The organism is Leptospira sarikeiensis (genome assembly GCF_004769615.1).
In the GTDB taxonomy this organism is placed as follows: Bacteria; Spirochaetota; Leptospiria; order Leptospirales; family Leptospiraceae; genus Leptospira_B; species Leptospira_B sarikeiensis.
This window is the reverse complement of the sequence record NZ_RQGF01000012.1, coordinates 479475-498146: the sequence shown is the minus strand read 5'-3', so window position 1 is coordinate 498146 and position 18672 is coordinate 479475. Positions and strand designations below refer to the sequence as shown.

11 protein-coding genes are annotated in these 18672 nt (G+C 41.6%); 3 read left to right on the top strand and 8 right to left on the bottom strand.

Going from position 1 to position 18672, the window contains the following annotated elements; genetic code table 11:
- Position 1: 1 nt before the first annotated feature.
- Together EHQ64_RS06795 and EHQ64_RS06790 are read right to left on the bottom strand one after the other, a co-directional pair.
- Positions 2-1834, bottom strand: coding sequence for an alpha/beta hydrolase (locus EHQ64_RS06795; RefSeq protein ID WP_135648725.1), 1833 nt, complete (start codon positions 1832-1834; stop codon positions 2-4).
- A 9-nt stretch (positions 1835-1843) separates the two neighbouring features.
- Positions 1844-3571, bottom strand: coding sequence for a GMC oxidoreductase (locus EHQ64_RS06790; protein ID WP_135648724.1), 1728 nt, complete (start codon positions 3569-3571; stop codon positions 1844-1846).
- 103 nt (positions 3572-3674) lie between these two features.
- Between EHQ64_RS06790 and EHQ64_RS06785 the strand changes: the two genes are divergently transcribed.
- A complete protein-coding gene (locus EHQ64_RS06785) occupies positions 3675-5204 on the top strand; it encodes a metallophosphoesterase (RefSeq protein ID WP_135648824.1) in 1530 nt (509 codons plus the stop codon).
- Here the strand turns inward: EHQ64_RS06785 and EHQ64_RS06780 are convergent, their stop codons facing one another.
- Positions 5205-6047: a sterol desaturase family protein gene (locus EHQ64_RS06780; RefSeq protein ID WP_135648723.1), complete on the bottom strand. Its 843-nt coding sequence runs from the start codon at positions 6045-6047 to the stop codon at positions 5205-5207.
- A 99-nt stretch (positions 6048-6146) separates the two neighbouring features.
- Between EHQ64_RS06780 and EHQ64_RS06775 the strand changes: the two genes are divergently transcribed.
- Together EHQ64_RS06775 and EHQ64_RS06770 are read left to right on the top strand one after the other, a co-directional pair.
- Positions 6147-6767, top strand: a complete 621-nt coding sequence (locus tag EHQ64_RS06775; RefSeq protein WP_135648722.1) for an adenylate/guanylate cyclase domain-containing protein — start codon at positions 6147-6149, stop codon at positions 6765-6767.
- Between the two features lie 99 nt (positions 6768-6866).
- Positions 6867-8390 carry an ArnT family glycosyltransferase gene (locus EHQ64_RS06770; protein WP_135648721.1) on the top strand — a complete coding sequence of 508 codons (1524 nt, stop codon included), beginning with the start codon at positions 6867-6869 and terminating at the stop codon, positions 8388-8390.
- Positions 8391-8471: 81 nt separating this feature from the next.
- Here EHQ64_RS06770 and EHQ64_RS06765 read toward each other — a convergent pair whose 3' ends face one another.
- The 5 genes from EHQ64_RS06765 to rpoB form a co-directional block, all read right to left on the bottom strand.
- Positions 8472-9599 (bottom strand): catalase family protein, encoded by a 1128-nt coding sequence (locus tag EHQ64_RS06765; RefSeq protein ID WP_135648720.1) that lies wholly within the window; start codon positions 9597-9599, stop codon positions 8472-8474.
- A 153-nt stretch (positions 9600-9752) separates the two neighbouring features.
- On the bottom strand, positions 9753-10226 hold the full coding sequence (rpsG, locus tag EHQ64_RS06760) for a 30S ribosomal protein S7 (RefSeq protein ID WP_135648719.1): 474 nt from the start codon (positions 10224-10226) through the stop codon (positions 9753-9755).
- Between the two features lie 14 nt (positions 10227-10240).
- On the bottom strand, positions 10241-10615 hold the full coding sequence (rpsL, locus tag EHQ64_RS06755) for a 30S ribosomal protein S12 (protein WP_036090070.1): 375 nt from the start codon (positions 10613-10615) through the stop codon (positions 10241-10243).
- Between the two features lie 74 nt (positions 10616-10689).
- Positions 10690-14895, bottom strand: a complete 4206-nt coding sequence (rpoC, locus tag EHQ64_RS06750) for a DNA-directed RNA polymerase subunit beta' (RefSeq protein ID WP_135648718.1) — start codon at positions 14893-14895, stop codon at positions 10690-10692.
- Positions 14896-14907: 12 nt separating this feature from the next.
- Positions 14908-18588: a DNA-directed RNA polymerase subunit beta gene (gene rpoB / locus EHQ64_RS06745; protein ID WP_135648717.1), complete on the bottom strand. Its 3681-nt coding sequence runs from the start codon at positions 18586-18588 to the stop codon at positions 14908-14910.
- Positions 18589-18672: the final 84 nt, after the last annotated feature.

Below are 18672 nucleotides of genomic sequence, written 5' to 3'. Positions count from 1 at the left end.
CTTACCCTTTTTTCACTCCGTTAGAGTTCTTACGTAGGAATTCCACGATCTTAGGAAAAACGTCTTGGTCGCTTTTTTTTCCCATTAAAGTATCTTGATGACCGTATCCTTCTGCGATGAATAACTCGTTCTTATTTCCCGGATTCAAACGATTCAATGTCTCGAACGCAATAATATTAGAATCCTTGAATACTTTATTCTGATCTCCCGTCATGAAAAGGATCGGGGTTTTCACCTCGGATGCCTTATCCAAATAATTATTCGGAAGTGATTCATATCTTTTATCTGTAGGCGTATACTTGATCATAGATTTACGACCTACTGCTTTGCGGATATGCCTATAATAGTTCATAGAAGTCGCACCGAATAGATCCCCTACTCTTCTATGAGTAATATCAGGAAGATTTGCGTGTTCGTAACAAGCAGGCCATCCAGTTCCCCACATCAAGCTCAACATATGGCAGGCAGGCTCATCACATTCGTGATGAAAAAGGCTTACGAATCTGGATAATAATTTTCCGGAAGCTATCCCAGGCAGATAATACCAGCGAGGATTCACATTCGGAAATCTAAAAACGGACTCCATTAAAAAAGGAGAGAAAGCGAGTTTAATCTTAGACCAAGTAGGAACATTTGGAGTAAGAGAGACACTATTCGATACCACACTTGTGACTCCGTCTATTTTCCCTCCGAAAAGACTCATAAAGAAAGAGATGGAACCTACACAATGCACCACAAAATGGATCCTTTTTCCGGAACCTACGGCATCCTTCACGACTTTTAATGCGGCAGGCACATCATATAATGCGATATCATCCAAAGTGTATCTATGAGGGAATAGATTATAATTAAAACGTAAACTTCCCCTCCAATCAAAACTCCAGACGTCCGTGAAACCGTTCTCATGCAAGTAAGTAACCAAATTTTTATGCTCAGGCATCACGAACATGTCCGTAGATGTGGTTAGGCCGTGCATCAGAATGACTACGTCTTTACTTTCTTTCTTCTGAAAGCGGACTAAGTTTAAGGAAATTTTATCATCGGTTGTGAACGGGTGAAAGCTGATCTTGGACCCTTTGACACCGTCTAGAGTGAAAACCGGAATATCTCTTTCTCTCCAAAGTTCAGGTTCCGCTTTTCTGAACTGTGCTCCGTAAATCTCCCAAAGATTTCCTAAGAACATTTCTCCAAATCTGAATAACGCATCCTTTCTTTCCGAGAAAGTCCGACCGTTGGATTTGAAAGTCGTCATTTGTTTAATAAAATCTTTTTCTAATATATGCAGGATCCCTTTTGCTAAAACATTAGCCTTAGGCTCCGCCTTCTCGTCCACATATCCTTCGTATACCGTTGTATAAAGTGTAGAAGTATCTCTCCAGATATTTAATATTCCGTCGTCGACTACCTTCTTGAACCCGTTTAATGTAATCTTCCTTCCTGCTTTATTCTTTAAGAATAAGCGATACTTCATATGTTTTTCGTTGGCAGAAGGTTTTCCGTAATCCACAAAACAATTGAAAATTCCTTTCTCCACCTCGAAACGACCACCTAAGTGCTGGCATTCGACCCAACCGATCGCTTCTCCCGTTTCGTTCGGATCGTATACAAAAAACTGAGTATCGTTCACTCTAATGGTTAGATGGAACATCAGATAGTTCCCTGATTTTTTTCCCGCTTGATAATCTTCTTCGTAATTAAAAGAACCAGGCATAGAAACGAAACCTTTCATTTCTTCTGTAAATTCCAGACTAACCGGATGAGAGTTAACTCCTGTTTTGCCTAACTTTGGCTTTCCTGAAGTCTTTTTAGATTTTTTTTTCGTCGCTGTCGCCAATCGATTATCCTACCTTAAACTTGCATTCGGCTTTCTACCGGTGATCCCTTCAGCTACCAATTCGGACAAAGCCGAGATAGTCATGGAAGGATTTGCACCCACTGCAGTCGGTAGCAAGCTACCATCCGCAACATAAAGACCTTCGTAACCGAATACTTTTCCGAAAGTCTTATAATCCGAAGAACAAACTCCGGAATTTGGATTAGGGCCGAGCACACAACCGCCTAAAGGATGTACGGTCACATTATTCCTAACAGGCCAAGAATATGTAGGCATCGGGAATCTAGTCTTAGCATCAGTAAATTTAGAAAACTTTTTGTTCACATCCATTATGCTATTATAAAGTGTTAAGTTTTCTTCTTGAGGCCAATGTATCTGAAGAGTTCCCTTCTTATCTAAGTACATCTTTCCGTCGGAAGTATCGATCCCCATACAGAGTAAAACCGCAGAAGTATAGGAAAGGTCTCCCTTGAGAGCCTCACTCAAAAGAAAGCCAACTTTTCCGAAAATTTTCCCGCTCATGATACTTTTGAACAATTCTCCAATAAAATGAAGAATGAACTTTAATCTGAAAATGACCGGAATGGCCCCGGAAACGAAATAAGATGCAAATACAGGATAACTTGCGTCCTCCAACAAAAACGCTCTTTTGGAGTCGAAATTTGAGAATAAATTATAGTCCGTATACTGTGTGATAACCGGGCCATAATTCGGATCCGCAGGTTTTTTGCCTTTTGCAGTGAAGGAAAGGAAGTCACCATTTCCGGAGAATTGTGTTCCTATCTTATCCGAAATTTTTGGAAGAGTCTTAAACTTGGTTTTACATTTAAGAAGAAGTTCCGTTGAACCTAAGGTCCCCGCAGAAACCACGACTCGTTTCGTATCTACAAAAGTTTCGACGGTTTGACCATTTTGTAGATTCAGATAATGGACCCTATAGCCGAATTCACCGCTCTGAGAAGGATCCTCTTTTCCTTGTTTGTCCAAAGGAACGATCTTAGTCGCAAGATGTTCCGTTTTGATCTCGGCCTTATTGGAATTTTTGGCCACAAAAAGATAATTTAGATCCAAGGTATTCTTAGAGTGAGTGTTACAACCAACATCACATTCCGCGCAATACGTGCAGGAAGTTTGGATAGCACCGTAGCGGTTCTTCTCCTGAACTCCTATCGGAGTCGGCTTCTTAAAATCATTTCCGAAGAATACGTTGATATCCGCTCTTTTAGAAACCCTGGATTCATGTTTGGCGAAACTTTCGTAAAGTTCAGTCCGAACAACCTTTCTTCTTTCATCACTAGTATCAGGGATAGGCCTAGAGCCCAAAACCTCTTTTACTATTTTATAATAAGGTTTTAAGTTCTTCTTTTTACAAGTATCCGGCCAACGATGATCGAAAATATGATCCGGAGGTTCTAAAAATACGTTCGCATAGATAAGAGAACCCCCGCCTAGACCGGCTGAGAGAACTACATCAAGTTTTGGATAATTACTAATATCGAATAAGCCGGTCTGTCTACCGGACTGTTTGAACTTAGAAGATCTTGGGATCGAACCCTCTTCCGGAATATTCCAAAAATTTTTGGACATCCCTTCGGGTGATCTAGGGAAAGAACCCTTCGGATATTCCTTCCCTCGTTCGAGTACTAAAACTTTGCCCGGCCATTTTTTTGATAAACGACAAGCATTGATTGAACCTCCGAACCCAGTCCCGATAATTACGGCCTCGTAAAATTTCAAGTAGGCCTCCTAACGCAGAAAAATCTACTTATTTGCTGCATTTGCCTAAAAATAGCAATAATTAATTGATTTTATTTACGATTTTTGAATGATTCACTTCTTAATGCCTACAAGTAAGATCAAATATATCGTTATCTCCGACATTCATCTCGGCGCATATAATAGTTTACTTACATACATCGAAGAGTTTCCCGATCCGGTAAAAGAATCTGATAAGTTTAAAGTAAATCCGCAAAAAACTTCTCCCGCATTAGCAGAGTTAGTAAACTGCATCAAACATATTGTTCAGTCTGTAAACGGATCTTCCAAAGCTCCACAGTTCATTCTGTTAGGAGACGTACTTGAATTGGCATTAGGCGATATCAATGAAGCCTCGATGACATTCGAAAGATTTCTGGAAGTTACTTATAAAGAAACCAAACATATTTTCTCCGATAGCATTCTTTACATTCCCGGAAATCACGATCATCACCTCTGGGAAACCGCGAGAGAAAAACAATACATGGATTATATCGCTTCCTTAAAACCGAACCAATATATAAACCAAACTTGGCATACTACTAAAATGATAGATCCGGATTTCATTCAATCGGATCTTCTCACTGGGATCTTAAGAAGAAACAAAAAGTTAAAGAAAGCCGAAGCAGTGATCGCTTATCCGAATTATGAGATCGCCTCCAAAAATAAAAAACGCTCCGTCTTCTTAACTCATGGCCATTTTTTAGAAAATATTTACTCCCTAATGAGTACAGTCCAAAGAGTTTTACTTCCTGAGATAGACGAGGATAAAGATAAACCAAAACCGAGCCTTTCGATTTGGGCGAAAATGGGGAACTACATCCCATTTCGACCTCACAAAGAAGTCCCGAATCCAACATCCATATATACTTTAGAAAGAGAAAACTTTGCTTGGATCGACTTCTTTTGGTCCACCTTAGGAAGATCCGGAAAAGTAGGAACAGGGATCGGGCTCATCTATGACATGCTGCAAGATGAAAAAGCGGTAAAAAGATTGGCCGCAAATGTTTCTTCATATACTTTAAGAAATTTGAATATATTCTACCCATTAAAGAAATTATTCTATTACGCCCTTACTTCCGTACTTACCAAAATTGTGGTCAAGGTAGGTCAGGCGGAGAGAGGAATGTCGGATGCCGTTTTAAGTGAAGAAGTCGTTCATAATATGAATTCATATTTGGAACAAACTCTTCCTCAACAATGGGATGCAGAAACGAAAAAGTCCAAAAGAGCATTCCCAAGCGATTACACCTTCATTTTCGGGCATACACATAAGCCATTCGCAGTGGAATCTCAGGATTTAGGTCTGAAAATATCCGATAAACAGATCTTTAATACCGGAGGATGGGTAGTAGATACGATCCAACCGATGAAATCCCATGGCGGCTCCGTGATATTCATAGACGAAGATGCAAACGTAGCATCGTTCCGAGCCTATACCGAAGGTGAAATTAAGCCTAGCTTCATCGTGCCTGATGGGAAATCGAACCCTCTATTCGAAACATTGGTCCAAAAAGTGGATCTAGAAAACCGAAAGTTTAATGCGCTATCTAAATCTATAGAAGAAGAAATACGATTAAGAAGAAGATTACTAAAGGTCCGAGTAAAAGAATAATTAAGATTTTTGCAATAAACCGGAGGAGATCCCCAACTGGATTTCCTCCTTATCAACTTTTTCTTTTATTTCCTCGAACTTCTCCGTATAATCCTTAAAATTCGTCCCCATGATCCGATCCCAGAAATTGAAGTATAAACTATAATTTCCATGGAACTTCTGATGATGCAAATTATGATGAGTGGAAGTATTGATCCATTTTAAGATAGGATGAATCGTCCATCCTTTAGGAAAAAATTCGTATCCCAAATGCCACCAGATATTCATGATCATTGCATAAAACGTATGGATCAGAAACACAGAAAAATGCATCGGGATAATACATAAGGCCGGAACAACATACACACCTTCTAAAAAAGCCTCTATCCAGTGAAAATTATACGCAGCCATTGGAGATGGATTTGTGGATCTATGATGTATGGAATGAATATACGGATAGAACTTTCTGTGATGCATGATCCTATGAGCCCAATAGAACCATGTCTCATGCCAGATCGTAATTAAAATAAAACTTAAGAAAGCGTATCCCAAACCATATTCCCAAAAGTCTTTGTAAGTCTTTAAATGAAGGATTTTTAATTTTCCGAGTACATACACAGTAACTGCTATTGCACTGAACATAATGAGAGTAACTGCAGATTGTTTTAGCTCAAATATAACCCTTTCTTTCTTTGGAAAATCATTTTGTATCCTGAACTTTTGGAAATATTTCTTTTTCCAGATCCAAATGATGATAAACGCCAAACCTGCAATCGGATAGTAGCGTAGAAAATTCATCTTTAGCTGATATAAAGCAAAACCCGAAACACAATATTCCCAGCTCAATTCACATACGAATCTCATTCATTCTCACCGAGAACAATGATAACTCATTTTTCATATTTAGTCGTTCAAAAAATGGGTCGACGAATTCCAATTAGTAAGACCTACTATTCGGTTCTTATGGCATACAAAAGAAGTATATTCGCAAGCGCATCCGAAGATAGATTAGAAAACTTAGTTTTAGAAAGATTAAAACCGGGCGCCGACAAGGAAAAGATCGATGCAAGGATCTGGGATTTATTCGGCGAGATCTGGTGTATCATGTTTACAGACCTTTCAGGTTTTTCCAGAGGTGTGGAAAAGTTCGGGATCATTCACTTTCTACAAACCATACATGAATCTGAAAGAGTATTAGTGCCGATCATAGAAGATCACGACGGGATCCTATTAAAATCCGAAGGAGACAGTTTTCTTGTGATCTTCAGAAATGTATCCAAAGGTCTACAAGCTGCGATCAGGATGCAGAAAGAATTACTTGAATATAATAAGGATAAAATACCAGAAGAGAAAATTTTACTCTGCGTCGGACTAGGATACGGAAAAGTTTTAAAGATCGGAGATTCAGATGTTTTCGGATCCGAAGTGAATACCGCAAGCAAGTTGGGGGAAGATACTGCGGAAGCAGGAGAGATCTTAATCACTCAAACTGTTTTTGAAAATGCTCAAGATACTGGTTTAAAATTCGAAGCGATCAAAGACATTCCAGCCGGGACGAACGGTGCATATAAAGTTTTGTACTAGTGATTTGTCAGCACTTGCTACGAAGAACTTAACAAAAATATTAGGCTTGCGATTGAGAAACATCGACTTAACTATGCTAAAAAAGTCGGGATCAATCTTTTGAAAAATAAAATACTTCTATTGATTACTCTATTCATTGGATCTTTTCTGATCCTCTATGGAGTAAATTATGATTTGCCGTATATATCCCATCCGGATGAGCCGACAAACTTCGAGATCAGCCGAAGGATGTTTGCTTATGGCACTTTGAATCCATACTTTTTTCAATACCCCTCTTTATCGTTCTACCTAAACTTTTTGGCGATCGGCCCTTACTATTTGATCGGTAAATTGTTCGGGACTTTAAGCAGCACTTACGACATCCAAAGTTTAATTTACTTAGAAATGGGAAGTGTTAAAACCAATCAGCCCAATCTATTTCTATTGACCCGATCCATATCGGTCTGTTTCGGCCTTGGCTGTATCGCTCTCTCTTACCTAATTCCGGATAAATTAAAAAAATATAATATCATTTCTTTCTATTCTTCAGTTGCCGTCGCGTGCTGTCCGACCATAGTAACTCTTAGTCGAACAATAACCCCGGATATCTTTGCCACTTTTTTCATCCTACTCTCGATCTATATGTCAATACATCTCTTAGAAGATGGCAGAGTGAGGAATTATATATTAGCGGGATTATTTGTCGGGTTTGCCGCCTCCTGCAAATATAATGCGGTTTTAGTAGGAATTACGATCCCGATCGCTCATTTTCTACGTGTAGGAATCAAGGGCTGGAAAGATCTAAATTTATTTAAAGCAGCCTTATTTAGTTTAATTGGGTTCCTTATTACTACTCCTTATGCGTATAAGGAAAGAACACTTTTTCTTTTTCAACTTCAGTATGAAGCAACTCATTATTCCACAGGTCATCCAGGGATGGAAGGAAATACCCTTCTTTGGTATTTGAATTATCTATGGGAAAATTTGAATTTCCTCTTTGTTTTTGCGCTATTACAGATCGGAATTGGTTGGTATCGTAAAGACAAAGGAACAATTTTATTTTCTTCTTTCTTTATTCTATATTTCGGATTTATTTCAACTTTTGTAGTTAGAAACGATAGGACGATACTTCCCGCAATCCCGCCCATACTAATTTTATCAGGTTTCTTTTTTGAAACGGTATTTAACTGGTCATTAAATTCATTCTCTAAAATACCCAAGATTTCCAAATGGGCCTTACATGCTTTACCGTTCTTATTTGTTCTTCCTCTAATATTTAACTCAATAGTGATCGATAGAGGTTTATATAATTTATATGCAAAGAAAGAAGCAATCGAATGGATCCCGAAAAATATTCCCGAAGGATCAAAAATAGCCTTAGAAAGATATTCTCCTTTTATAAATCCTGAAAAATATTCGATTTCTGCGCTTAGCAGACTCATCGAAAATGATCCGGAATGGTATATTAAAAACCGATTCGAATTTATAATCGCAAGCAAATCAAGCTACGAAAGATATTATAAAGACCAAAATAGATATCGAAAAGAAATACAAAAATACGATGAGATCTTCAAAACTTTCATACTTTATAAAACTTTTATAGATGAGAAAGACGAGATCAGGATCTATCGCGTTCAGAAATAAGGAAATTCTAACGTAATCATAAATACTTGATAGTTAGGCCTACTGGTTCGAGCCAGACCTAACTATCATCAAGGCTATATATTAAGGAATTAACTTAGAAGGTATATCTTTCTTATCGATTTCCTTTCTTTTGGTTTTATTCTGTCCGTGTCTATAATCGGAAATAGCTTGGTATACTGATTTTCTAACCCGGTTAATTCCACCCAAAGGTCTATGTTCTTGAATAGAATGCCAAGGAGTATAGGAAACGTTTTCGCAAAGTGAATCCATCTTCTCATTTGTAAATTCTTGTTTAGGGATCAGAATTTCCGCAACAGGATAGAATGGGGAAGCTTCTTCGTCCCAAACAATAGCTGGATCTTCTATCGGCATAGATTGAGGATCTTTTTGAGCCTGGACCATAAAAGTAAAACAAGCAGAAGATTCCTTCAGTTGTTTGCTCATCGTTTCTCTTAAATAGTTTTCTGCCGGAGTATCCGGGATTTCCGATTTAGTTTCTGAGCAAGGTTTTACAGAATATTTCACCGCTTTCCCTTCCCCGAAAGAATATGGAGTAGTAGACCAATAACGAATTTCTAATGGACTCGTGATCTTCTTGCCTCGGATTGCTCTTACTTTTGAAAGTCCGCCCAACTTCCAAGCAAATGGATTCCAACCGAAAAAGTATGAGCCCGGTTTCCCGGCAAACGCTGCTTCGAATAAAGCAAGGTATTCATCGGGAGCACCTACAGGAAGAACAGGGTGATTGATCAGTAAAAAGTCCTGAGTTTTTTCCTGTGCTTCTTCAGCTAGGATCTTCTTTCCGGGAACGTCGAAAAGTTTGATACCTACTCCTCGAATATCTCCTTCTAGATCCGCTTTAGGTTTTTGAGATCCGTTGGAGAAACGCACTAAACTTTGATACGTTTTGCCAGGTTGAAAAACTCCTAACTTATATTGTGGGTCTAGATCTTTTTTTACGGTAAAGGTAGCTGCTACACAACCATGATGTTTCGGATGTGCGTCCCTTCTTACAAGAGCTCCATCCTTATAGGATTCTTTAAGCGAAGTAAGAGTCAGTTCCAAAGTTCGTTTAGCGATCGATTCTTCCTCAGGAAAAGGATATTCTTTTCCAAGTTCTGCGGAATCCGGAATTTTTACGTATGGTCCCCCGCAAGAAAGAGAGAGTATTAAGGAGAATAGATATAAGATAGAAAGTTTTTGTCCCATGGCCTGATTCTGGCCTCGGAAATACTTTTGTCGATAGAAAAGAAGTTATCGAACTTACTCAATGAGAAGAAATAAAAAAGGGACTCTTTTCGTGAGTCCCTTCATTATATTCTCGCGGCTCATGCAACCGCGAGATATTGGAGGTTAAGAATCTTACCAGCGATAGTGGCTGAATGCTTTGTTCGCATCTGCCATTTTGCGGATATCTTCTTTTTTCTTAATAGCAGCACCGGTGCCTTTTTGCGCCTCGATGAATTCTGCAGCTAATTTATTAGCCATTCCTTTCTCGTTTCTATCTCTAGAATAACGGATCAACCATCTGATCCCGAGAGCTAAACGTCTTTCAGGACGAACTTCGATCGGAACTTGGTAAGTCACCCCACCCACACGGCGGGACTTAACTTCCACCTGAGGTTTTACGTTTTCTAAAGCTTCTTTAAAAGTAACGTAAGGATCGTTTCCGGTCTTTTTTTGGATTAGCTCAAGTGCATCGTAAAATAAAGATTCTGCGACGGACTTCTTTCCATCCAACATTAGGCAATTGATGAATTTCGCGATGTTTACGTCTCCGTAAACTGAGTCCGGTTGGACTTTGCGTGGTTCTACTTTTCCTCTTCTTCTAGACATTCCTAATAACTCCCTTACGCCTTAGGTTTTTTCGTTCCGTATTTAGAACGACCCTTGCGACGTTTATCAATACCTAGAGTATCCAAGGTACCGCGGATAATATGATAACGAACCCCTGGAAGGTCTTTTACCCTTCCCCCACGGATCAGAACAACGTTGTGCTCTTGAAGATTATGTCCCTCACCAGGAATATAAGCGGTCACTTCGATACCGGTGGTTAAACGAACCCTTGCAACTTTTCTCAAAGCCGAGTTCGGTTTTTTTGGAGTGAAGGTAGTCACCTTCGTACAAACTCCCCTGCGTTGGGGGCTACTTTTTAATGCAGGAGACTTAGATTTGTTAATCTGTTTCTTCCTGCCGTGTCTTATCAATTGGCTAATTGTAGGCATGAGTTTCTTCTTTTAGCAGGCTAGTGACCTATTTTACCAGTTCTACTGAGCCTGCTCCATTGTAAAGCTTTCCTTTAATTCTCGTTGTCCTCAGGTATGGCCATCGGAATTTCTTCCTCTTCCACTTCCACTGGACGATCTAGATCCCCGTAAGTCTCTTTGAATACCGCTACGTCGCGATACTTTCTCATTCCGGTTCCCGCAGGGATCATGTGACCGATAATTACGTTCTCTTTAAGTCCGGCTAAGTTATCGGTTTTTCCTTTGATAGCAGCGTCTGTTAACACCTTGGTTGTTTCCTGGAAGGAAGCAGCCGAGAAGAAAGACTCAGTATTCAAAGATGCTTTTGTTAAACCTAACAAGATCGGAACACACTGAGCAGGAGATCCTCCTTCAGCGATCACTCTCTTGTTTTCTTCCAAGAAAGCGAAACGATCCACTTGTTGTTGGTTCACGAAAGATGTGTCTCCGGAATCGGTAATTAAAACCTTACGCATCATCTGGCGAACAACTACTTCGATATGCTTATCGTTGATATGCACCCCTTGTAGTCTGTAAACCTCTTGAACCTCTTGAACAAGATACACTTGAAGAGCGGTTACACCTTTTACTCTTAAGATATCATGTGGATCCAAGTTTCCGTCGTCTAACTGGTCTCCTCGTTTTACGAAGTCACCGTGACGAACGCGTAATTGTTTTCCGATCGGAATGGTTACTTTTACTTTATCCAACTCTTCGTTGTCCGGAACGATATAGAGAACTCGTTTTTCTTTTACGATCTCTCCGTTATCTTCTATCTTTCCGTCAGTTTCAGCAAGAGTGGTTGCGTCTTTAGGACGACGAGCCTCGAAAAGTTCGTCTACCCTTGGAAGACCACCGGTAATATCCCGGGTCTTTTCAGCAACGGTTGGGATTTTGAAGAGGATATCCCCCGCTTTTACTTTGTCCCCGTTTTGAACGGAGATAATCGCGTCCACAGGGACCAGATATTCTTCTTTGCTTCCGCCAGAAGTTACCACGATCCTTGGGATCAATTTTTCCCTACGTTGCTCGATTACTTTATAATTAACGTTAGATGTTTTAACGTCCTCGTCCCTACGAACGTTCTTACCGACTTCAAGATCCACCCAAGCGGCAGTTCCTTCGATCTCGGTAACACCGATCTCGTTGAATGGGTCGAATTCTCCCAAAGCTTGGTTCGGCTCTGTGATCTGTGCGACTTTAACGTTCAGAGTGGTAGAAGTTTTTACAGGAACAACCGCCTCTTCTCCCAGAATTCTGAAAAGACCGTCAGCGATCTTAACTGTTCCTGGAGCCTCGGAAGTTACGTTCTCTCCGGAAGCAAGAGTTGCAACCAACTCTCCCTTATCCACTTTCTGACCGTTCTCAACTCTTAGGTTCGTAAGTTCGGAAGAATTGAACTGTTGGATCAACCTTTGAACTACGATGGACCCACGACGAGAGAAGATCAAACCTCTATCAGTAGTTTGTAATGTTCTACCATTGATCGAATTTACGATCGCACGATATCCCACTTTATGTTCTTTCTCTTGTACTTTTGCGGAAGCCGCACCACCGATGTGGAATGTTCTCATTGTAAGCTGAGTTCCAGGCTGACCGATGGACTGTGCTGCGATCGTTCCAACAGCCTCTCCGATCTCCGCAGGAGTCAGACGAGCCATGTCCATACCGTAACATTTAATACAAATTCCCCAACGAGCTTCACAAGTAAGTGGAGAACGAACTTGGATCTTTTCGTATCCTAGGTTCTCCAGTTTTTGTCCTACTTCTCTTGTGATCAAAGTTCCTTTCGGATAAACCACACTTTCAGTAACTGGGTCGACGATGTCTTCAGAAGTATAACGTCCGAATACACGGTCGCTAAGAGAAACGATTACGTTCTCTCCTTCTTTTACGGTTCCGAGAGTAATACATTCTTCGGTGCCACAATCGTCTTCCGCTACGATCACGTCTTGAGAAATATCCACCAAACGACGAGTTAAGTAACCCGCGTCCGCAGTTTTTAATGCAGTATCCGCAAGACCTTTACGAGCACCGTGAGTGGAGATGAAGAATTCAAGAACGCTTAATCCTTCACGGAAGTTGGAACGGATCGCTAGTTCGATGATCTCACCGGAAGGTTTCGCCATCAAACCGCGCATTCCAGCCAACTGGCGGATCTGTTGTTTAGATCCACGCGCTCCGGAAGCAGCCATGATGAATACAGGATTGTATCCACCCTTATCTTTTTCCAATTCTTTGAACATGGAATCAGTGATGAGGTCATTGGTTTTAGTCCAGATCTCGATCACTTTTTTCTTACGTTCTTCGTTGGTGATAATACCTTTACGATACTCTCCGTCGGCTTTTTCGACTTCTTTATTAGCGTCGCCAACAAGAGTCACTTTACCCGGAGATACGCGAATATCTTCGATAGAGATAGTCGGGCTGAAGATAGTTGCATAACGATATCCTAATTTCTTAATATCGTCTAGCATTAGAACGGTTTGAGCCGGTCCGTATTTCTCATACACTTCAGCAATAATTCTGTTCGTCTCTTTATCGGAAAGAGCACGGTTCACGTAAGGATATCCTTCCGGAAGAACAGTGTTGAAGATCAAACGACCTGCAGTTGTCTCTAGGATCTTTCCTTGGTGAAGAACTGAAATTTTAGTTCTATACTCGATCACACCTCTATCGATCGCATAAGTAACCTCATCAAGGTTTGCGAAAGATTTCAGAGGAACTCCTGCCTCGGAAGGAACTTCCGAAGTAAGATAATAAATTCCGAGTACGATATCCTGAGTAGGTCCGCAGATCGGGTGACCGTTTGCAGGATTCAGGATATTATGAGGAGAAAGCATGAGCATCCATACTTCCAACTGAGCCTTTGGAGTCAGTGGAACGTGGATCGCCATCTGGTCACCGTCGAAGTCCGCGTTGAATGCGTGACATACTAACGGGTGAAGTTTAATCGCTTTTCCTTCTACAAGAACAGGTAAGAAAGCTTGGATCCCTAAACGGTGAAGAGTAGGTGCACGGTTTAACATGACCGGGTGCTCTTTCACTACAGTTTCCAGAACGTCGAAAACTTCTTTTTCTTCCGCTTCCACTTTCTTCTTAGCGGATTTGATGTTTGGAGCCAGGTCCAGATCCACCAAACGTTTCATGATGAAAGGTTTGAATAACTCGAGAGCCATCTTCTTAGGAAGACCCATCTCGTGGTATTTCAACTCAGGACCTACTACGATCACGGAACGACCGGAGTAATCCACACGCTTACCAAGTAAGTTTTGGCGGAAACGTCCTTGTTTTCCTTTCAACATGTCTGAAATGGATTTTAAAGGACGGTTACCCTTACCTTTTACGGTACGTTTGCGGCGGCTATTATCGAATAACGCGTCAACCGCCTCTTGGAGCATACGTTTTTCGTTACGTACGATGATCTCAGGAGCTTTTAACGCGAGAAGACGTTTTAGACGGTTATTACGGTTGATAACTCGGCGATAAAGATCGTTCAAGTCGGAAGTAGCAAAACGTCCACCTTCCAACTGAACCATTGGGCGAAGTTCAGGCGGAATGACCGGAACCACATCCAATACCATCCACTCAGGACGGTTTCCTGAATCACGGAATGCCTCGAGAACTTCGAGACGTTTCAGGATCCTTTTATCGGAGATTTTTTCTTTCTCTTGGATTTTTTGACGGATGATACGAGCTTCTGCGTCTACGTCGATACGAGATAGAAGTTCTTTGATCGCGTCTGCACCGATACCGGCAACAAACTTGTCGCCGTATTCGTCTAGGTATGCGTGATATTCTTCTTCGTCGATTAACTCGCCGCGATTTCTTCCGGTATCAGCCGGATCGATGATCACATATTTTTCGAAATAAAGAACACTCTTGAGCTGGTTGATAGTCATATCCAGCAAGAGCCCCATTCTGGAAGGAACGGAACGGTAATACCAGATATGAGAAACCGGAGCAGCAAGTTCGATATGCCCCATACGCTCACGACGAACTTTAGAGTGAGTTACCTCAACGCCACATTTGTCGCAGACCACACCTTTATAACGGATAGACTTGAACTTTCCGCAGTAGCATTCCCAGTCCTTAGTAGTTCCGAAAATTTTCTCGCAGAAAAGACCGTCTCTCTCCGGCTTTAAAGTACGGTAGTTGATTGTCTCAGGCTTTTTGACTTCTCCGTAAGACCATTCTTTGATCCTTTCCGGAGATGCTAATCTGATTGTTATTGATTCAAAATCGTTATTGGATCTCATGCTACCTTACCCTTAGGCGTTCTCGATCGTTTCGAACTTAATCTTCTTCTTGCTCTTGGAATATTCATCCTCGTAGTCGGAGATATCAACGCTGTTACCTTCCGAGTCGGTGATGACGATATCCAATGCAAGACCCCTGAGTTCCTGCACCAATACGTTGAAGGATTCCGGAATTCCAGGTTTAATGGAATGGATCCCTTTAACGATAGCTTCGTAGATTCTCGCTCTTCCGAGCATATCGTCCGACTTGATGGTGAGAAGCTCTTGAAGAGTATGAGAAGCTCCGTAAGCTTCGAGAGCCCAGACCTCCATCTCTCCCAAACGCTGACCACCGAACTGAGCCTTTCCTCCGAGTGGTTGTTGAGTAACCAAGGAGTAAGGTCCGGTAGAACGAGCGTGGATCTTGTCGTCCACCAAGTGGGCCAATTTTAACATATAGATGTAACCGCAGAACACTTCGTTCATGAAAGGTGAACCAGTACGTCCATCATATAATTTGAATTTAGAGCTGAGAGGAAGATTCGCTTCCTTACAGTATTTTTCCACGTCTGCTTCAGTAGCACCGTCGAAGACCGGAGTTTCGAAATTGATCCCCAATTTGCTTGCAGCAAGTCCGAGTTGAGTTTCGAAAATCTGTCCGAGGTTCATACGAGAAGGAACACCTAATGGGTTCAGAACGATATCCATCGGAGTACCGTCTTCCATGTAAGGCATGTCCTCTTCTGCCATGATACGAGCGACTACCCCTTTGTTTCCGTGGCGGCCGGCCATTTTATCACCGACTAAAAGTTTACGTTTACGAGCTACGAAAACTTTCACCATTTCTTCCACACCTGCAGGAAGTTCGTCACCTTTCTCACGAGAGAAACGTTTGATATCGATTACGGTTCCTTCGAATCCGTTCGGCATACGTAGAGAAGAGTCTCTTACTTCTTTCGCCTTCTCACCGAAGATGGAATGAAGTAGTTTGTATTCAGGAGTTAGATCGGTCTCTCCTTTTGGAGTAACCATACCTACCAGGATGTCTCCCGGCTTCACTTCTGCTCCAACACGGATCACACCGGTCTCATCCAAATCACGGAAAGCTTTGTCCGAAAGATTCGGAATATCTCTTGTGATTTGTTCTTGTCCTAGTTTTGTTTCACGAGCTTGGATCTCGAACTCTTCGATATGGATAGAAGAGAAAATATCGTCTTTTACGACTTTTTCGGAGATAAGGATCGCATCCTCGAAGTTGTAACCTTCCCAAGGCATGAATGCCACAAGAACGTTACGTCCGAGAGCGAGAGTTCCGTTGTCCACCGCAGGGCCGTCAGCAAGAACGGTACCTTTTTGGAGTATGTTTCCGTTCTCGTCCATTCTCTCACCCAAGATCACTTGGCCTGCAAGAGTGGAACCTCTGCGAACTTCTTCTCCATTGGAAACGATCGGTTGGTATTGTTTGTTTCCGGAAACAAGATTATATTCTCTTACGTTTCCGTTATCCGCAGTCACTTCGATCTTCTCTTTGCTGACTTTGGAAACTTTTCCGTCGATCTCTGAGTGAACCACTCCTACTACAGGAGTTTGGTTAAAACAAGTACCTTGGTTGGTCTTCTTAAATTTAGTAAGATCGTAAGTATCGGTTTCTTTTCCGCCCTTACGCTCGACCACAACCTTCTCCGCATCTACATATGTAGCAACACCGTCATGTTTTGCGATGATACAAATACGAGAATCGTATGCAGCGCGAGTTTCCATTCCAGTTCCGACAAATGGAGCTTCTTGGCGAAGAAGAGGAACCGCCTGACGTTGCATGTTGGAACCCATGAGCGCACGGTTCGCGTCATCATGCTCCAAGAATGGGATCAACGCAGTAGAAACTGAAACTACCTGCATAGGAGCTAAGTCCATATACTGGATCTCGTTCGGGTTGCGGAACGGATAATCAGATCTGTGACGAGTTGAGATCAGTTTATTCTTAAACTCTCCCTTCTCATCTACAGGAGAAGAAGATACCGCAATTGAATGATATTCTTCCTTATCCGCAGTTAAATATTCTATGTTATTCGAAACCTTACTGTTCTTAACGACTCTGTAAGGAGTTTCCAAGAATCCGTAATCATTCACTCTCGCATAAGAAGACATGGAGAGAATGAGTCCGATGTTTGGACCTTCAGGAGTTTCAATCGGACACATACGGCCATAGTGGCTGTAGTGAACGTCACGCACCTCGAATCCCGCTCTGTCTCTGGAAAGACCTCCAGGTCCTAAAGCGTTCAAACGACGTTTGTGAGTGAGCTCTGCCAGAGGGTTTGTTTGGTCAATGAACTGGGACAACTGGCTGGATCCGAAGAACTCGTTGATTACCGCAGTGATCGGTTTGATAGAGATCAAAAGTTGAGGTGTTTGAGTTCCAACTTCTTGGACAGTCATTCTCTCTTTGATCACCCTTTCTACACGAGTGAAACCTACTTTCAATTGGTTTGCGATTAGCTCACCGACTGAACGGATACGACGGTTCCCTAAGTGGTCAATATCGTCCGGATAGTAGTTCTCAGTTTCGGAGATCAGGTTCAGAAGATAACGTACAGTCTCGATGATGTCCGCAGGTCTTAGAACTCTTTCGATAGCGCTTGTGAATTCTTTCGGGTTATTGAACTCGAATTTACTATTGATCTTATAACGACCAACATCGCCCAGATCAAAAGTTTTAGGAGAGAAGAATAGACGATTCAATTCCGCTTCCGCGTTCTCGATCGTAGAAGGTTCTCCCTGTCTCATGATGCTATGGAATTTAAGAACGGCGTCTTCGTAATCGTTGACCCCGTCTTTTTCCAAACAATTTACTAAAACAGGATTATCCTTATCTTTAGGATATTCAACCAGCTCCACTTCTTTCACCTTCATCTCTTTCAAGATGGAGATATTGTCCTCGTTGATCTTGGAACCCGCATCGAGCATTACCTCTCCGGTTTCCATATTGATCACGTCTGCGATCACTCTTCGGCCGATCAGACGTTTAAGTTCTTTAGTAGAAGCTCCTCCGATTTTCGCTTTGGAGGATCTATAAAATAAACGTAATATTTCCTCGTTAGTCCCGTGTCCTAAAGACTTAACAAGAAGAGTAGCAGGGAATTTTTTCTTACGATCGATCTTGGCGACCAAAATTCCCTTATTGTCCATTTCGAACTCTAACCAGGATCCGCGATAAGGAATTACTCTCGCGGAATAAGTATCTCTTTCTTCATCATAAGAGAAGAAGATACCCGGGGAACGGTGAAGCTGAGAAACTACAACACGCTCAGCTCCGTTGATGATAAAAGTTCCCTGCTCGGTCATCACAGGAAGATCGCCCATATAGACGACCTGCTCACGGATCTCTCCGGTTTCTTTGATAATAAGTCGAATGACCGCTTTTAAAGGAAGAGCGAAAGTCGCATCTGTGTCCTTACATTCTTGAGGAGATTTTTTAGCCTCTCCTAGAACATAGTGACTGTATTCCATCACCATGTCGTTGTTCGGACTTTCTATAGGGAAGGTTTCTCTAAAAACCGCTTCTAGTCCCTGATTTTTTCTTTTTGTGGGATCCTTAACTTCTGATTGAAGAAACCAATCGAATGACTTCTTCTGAATCTGAATCAAGTTAGGAAGGTAATCCAAATTGGTGATTTTACCGAAGTTTACCCGTTTTCTCTCGACTTGACCGTACATTCGTGTGCTCCCTGGGGTGATGGAAATTATAATTGCGCGAAAAAATGCAATAAGGCAAGGAAGTCCCGCTGGCTTCCTTGCCTG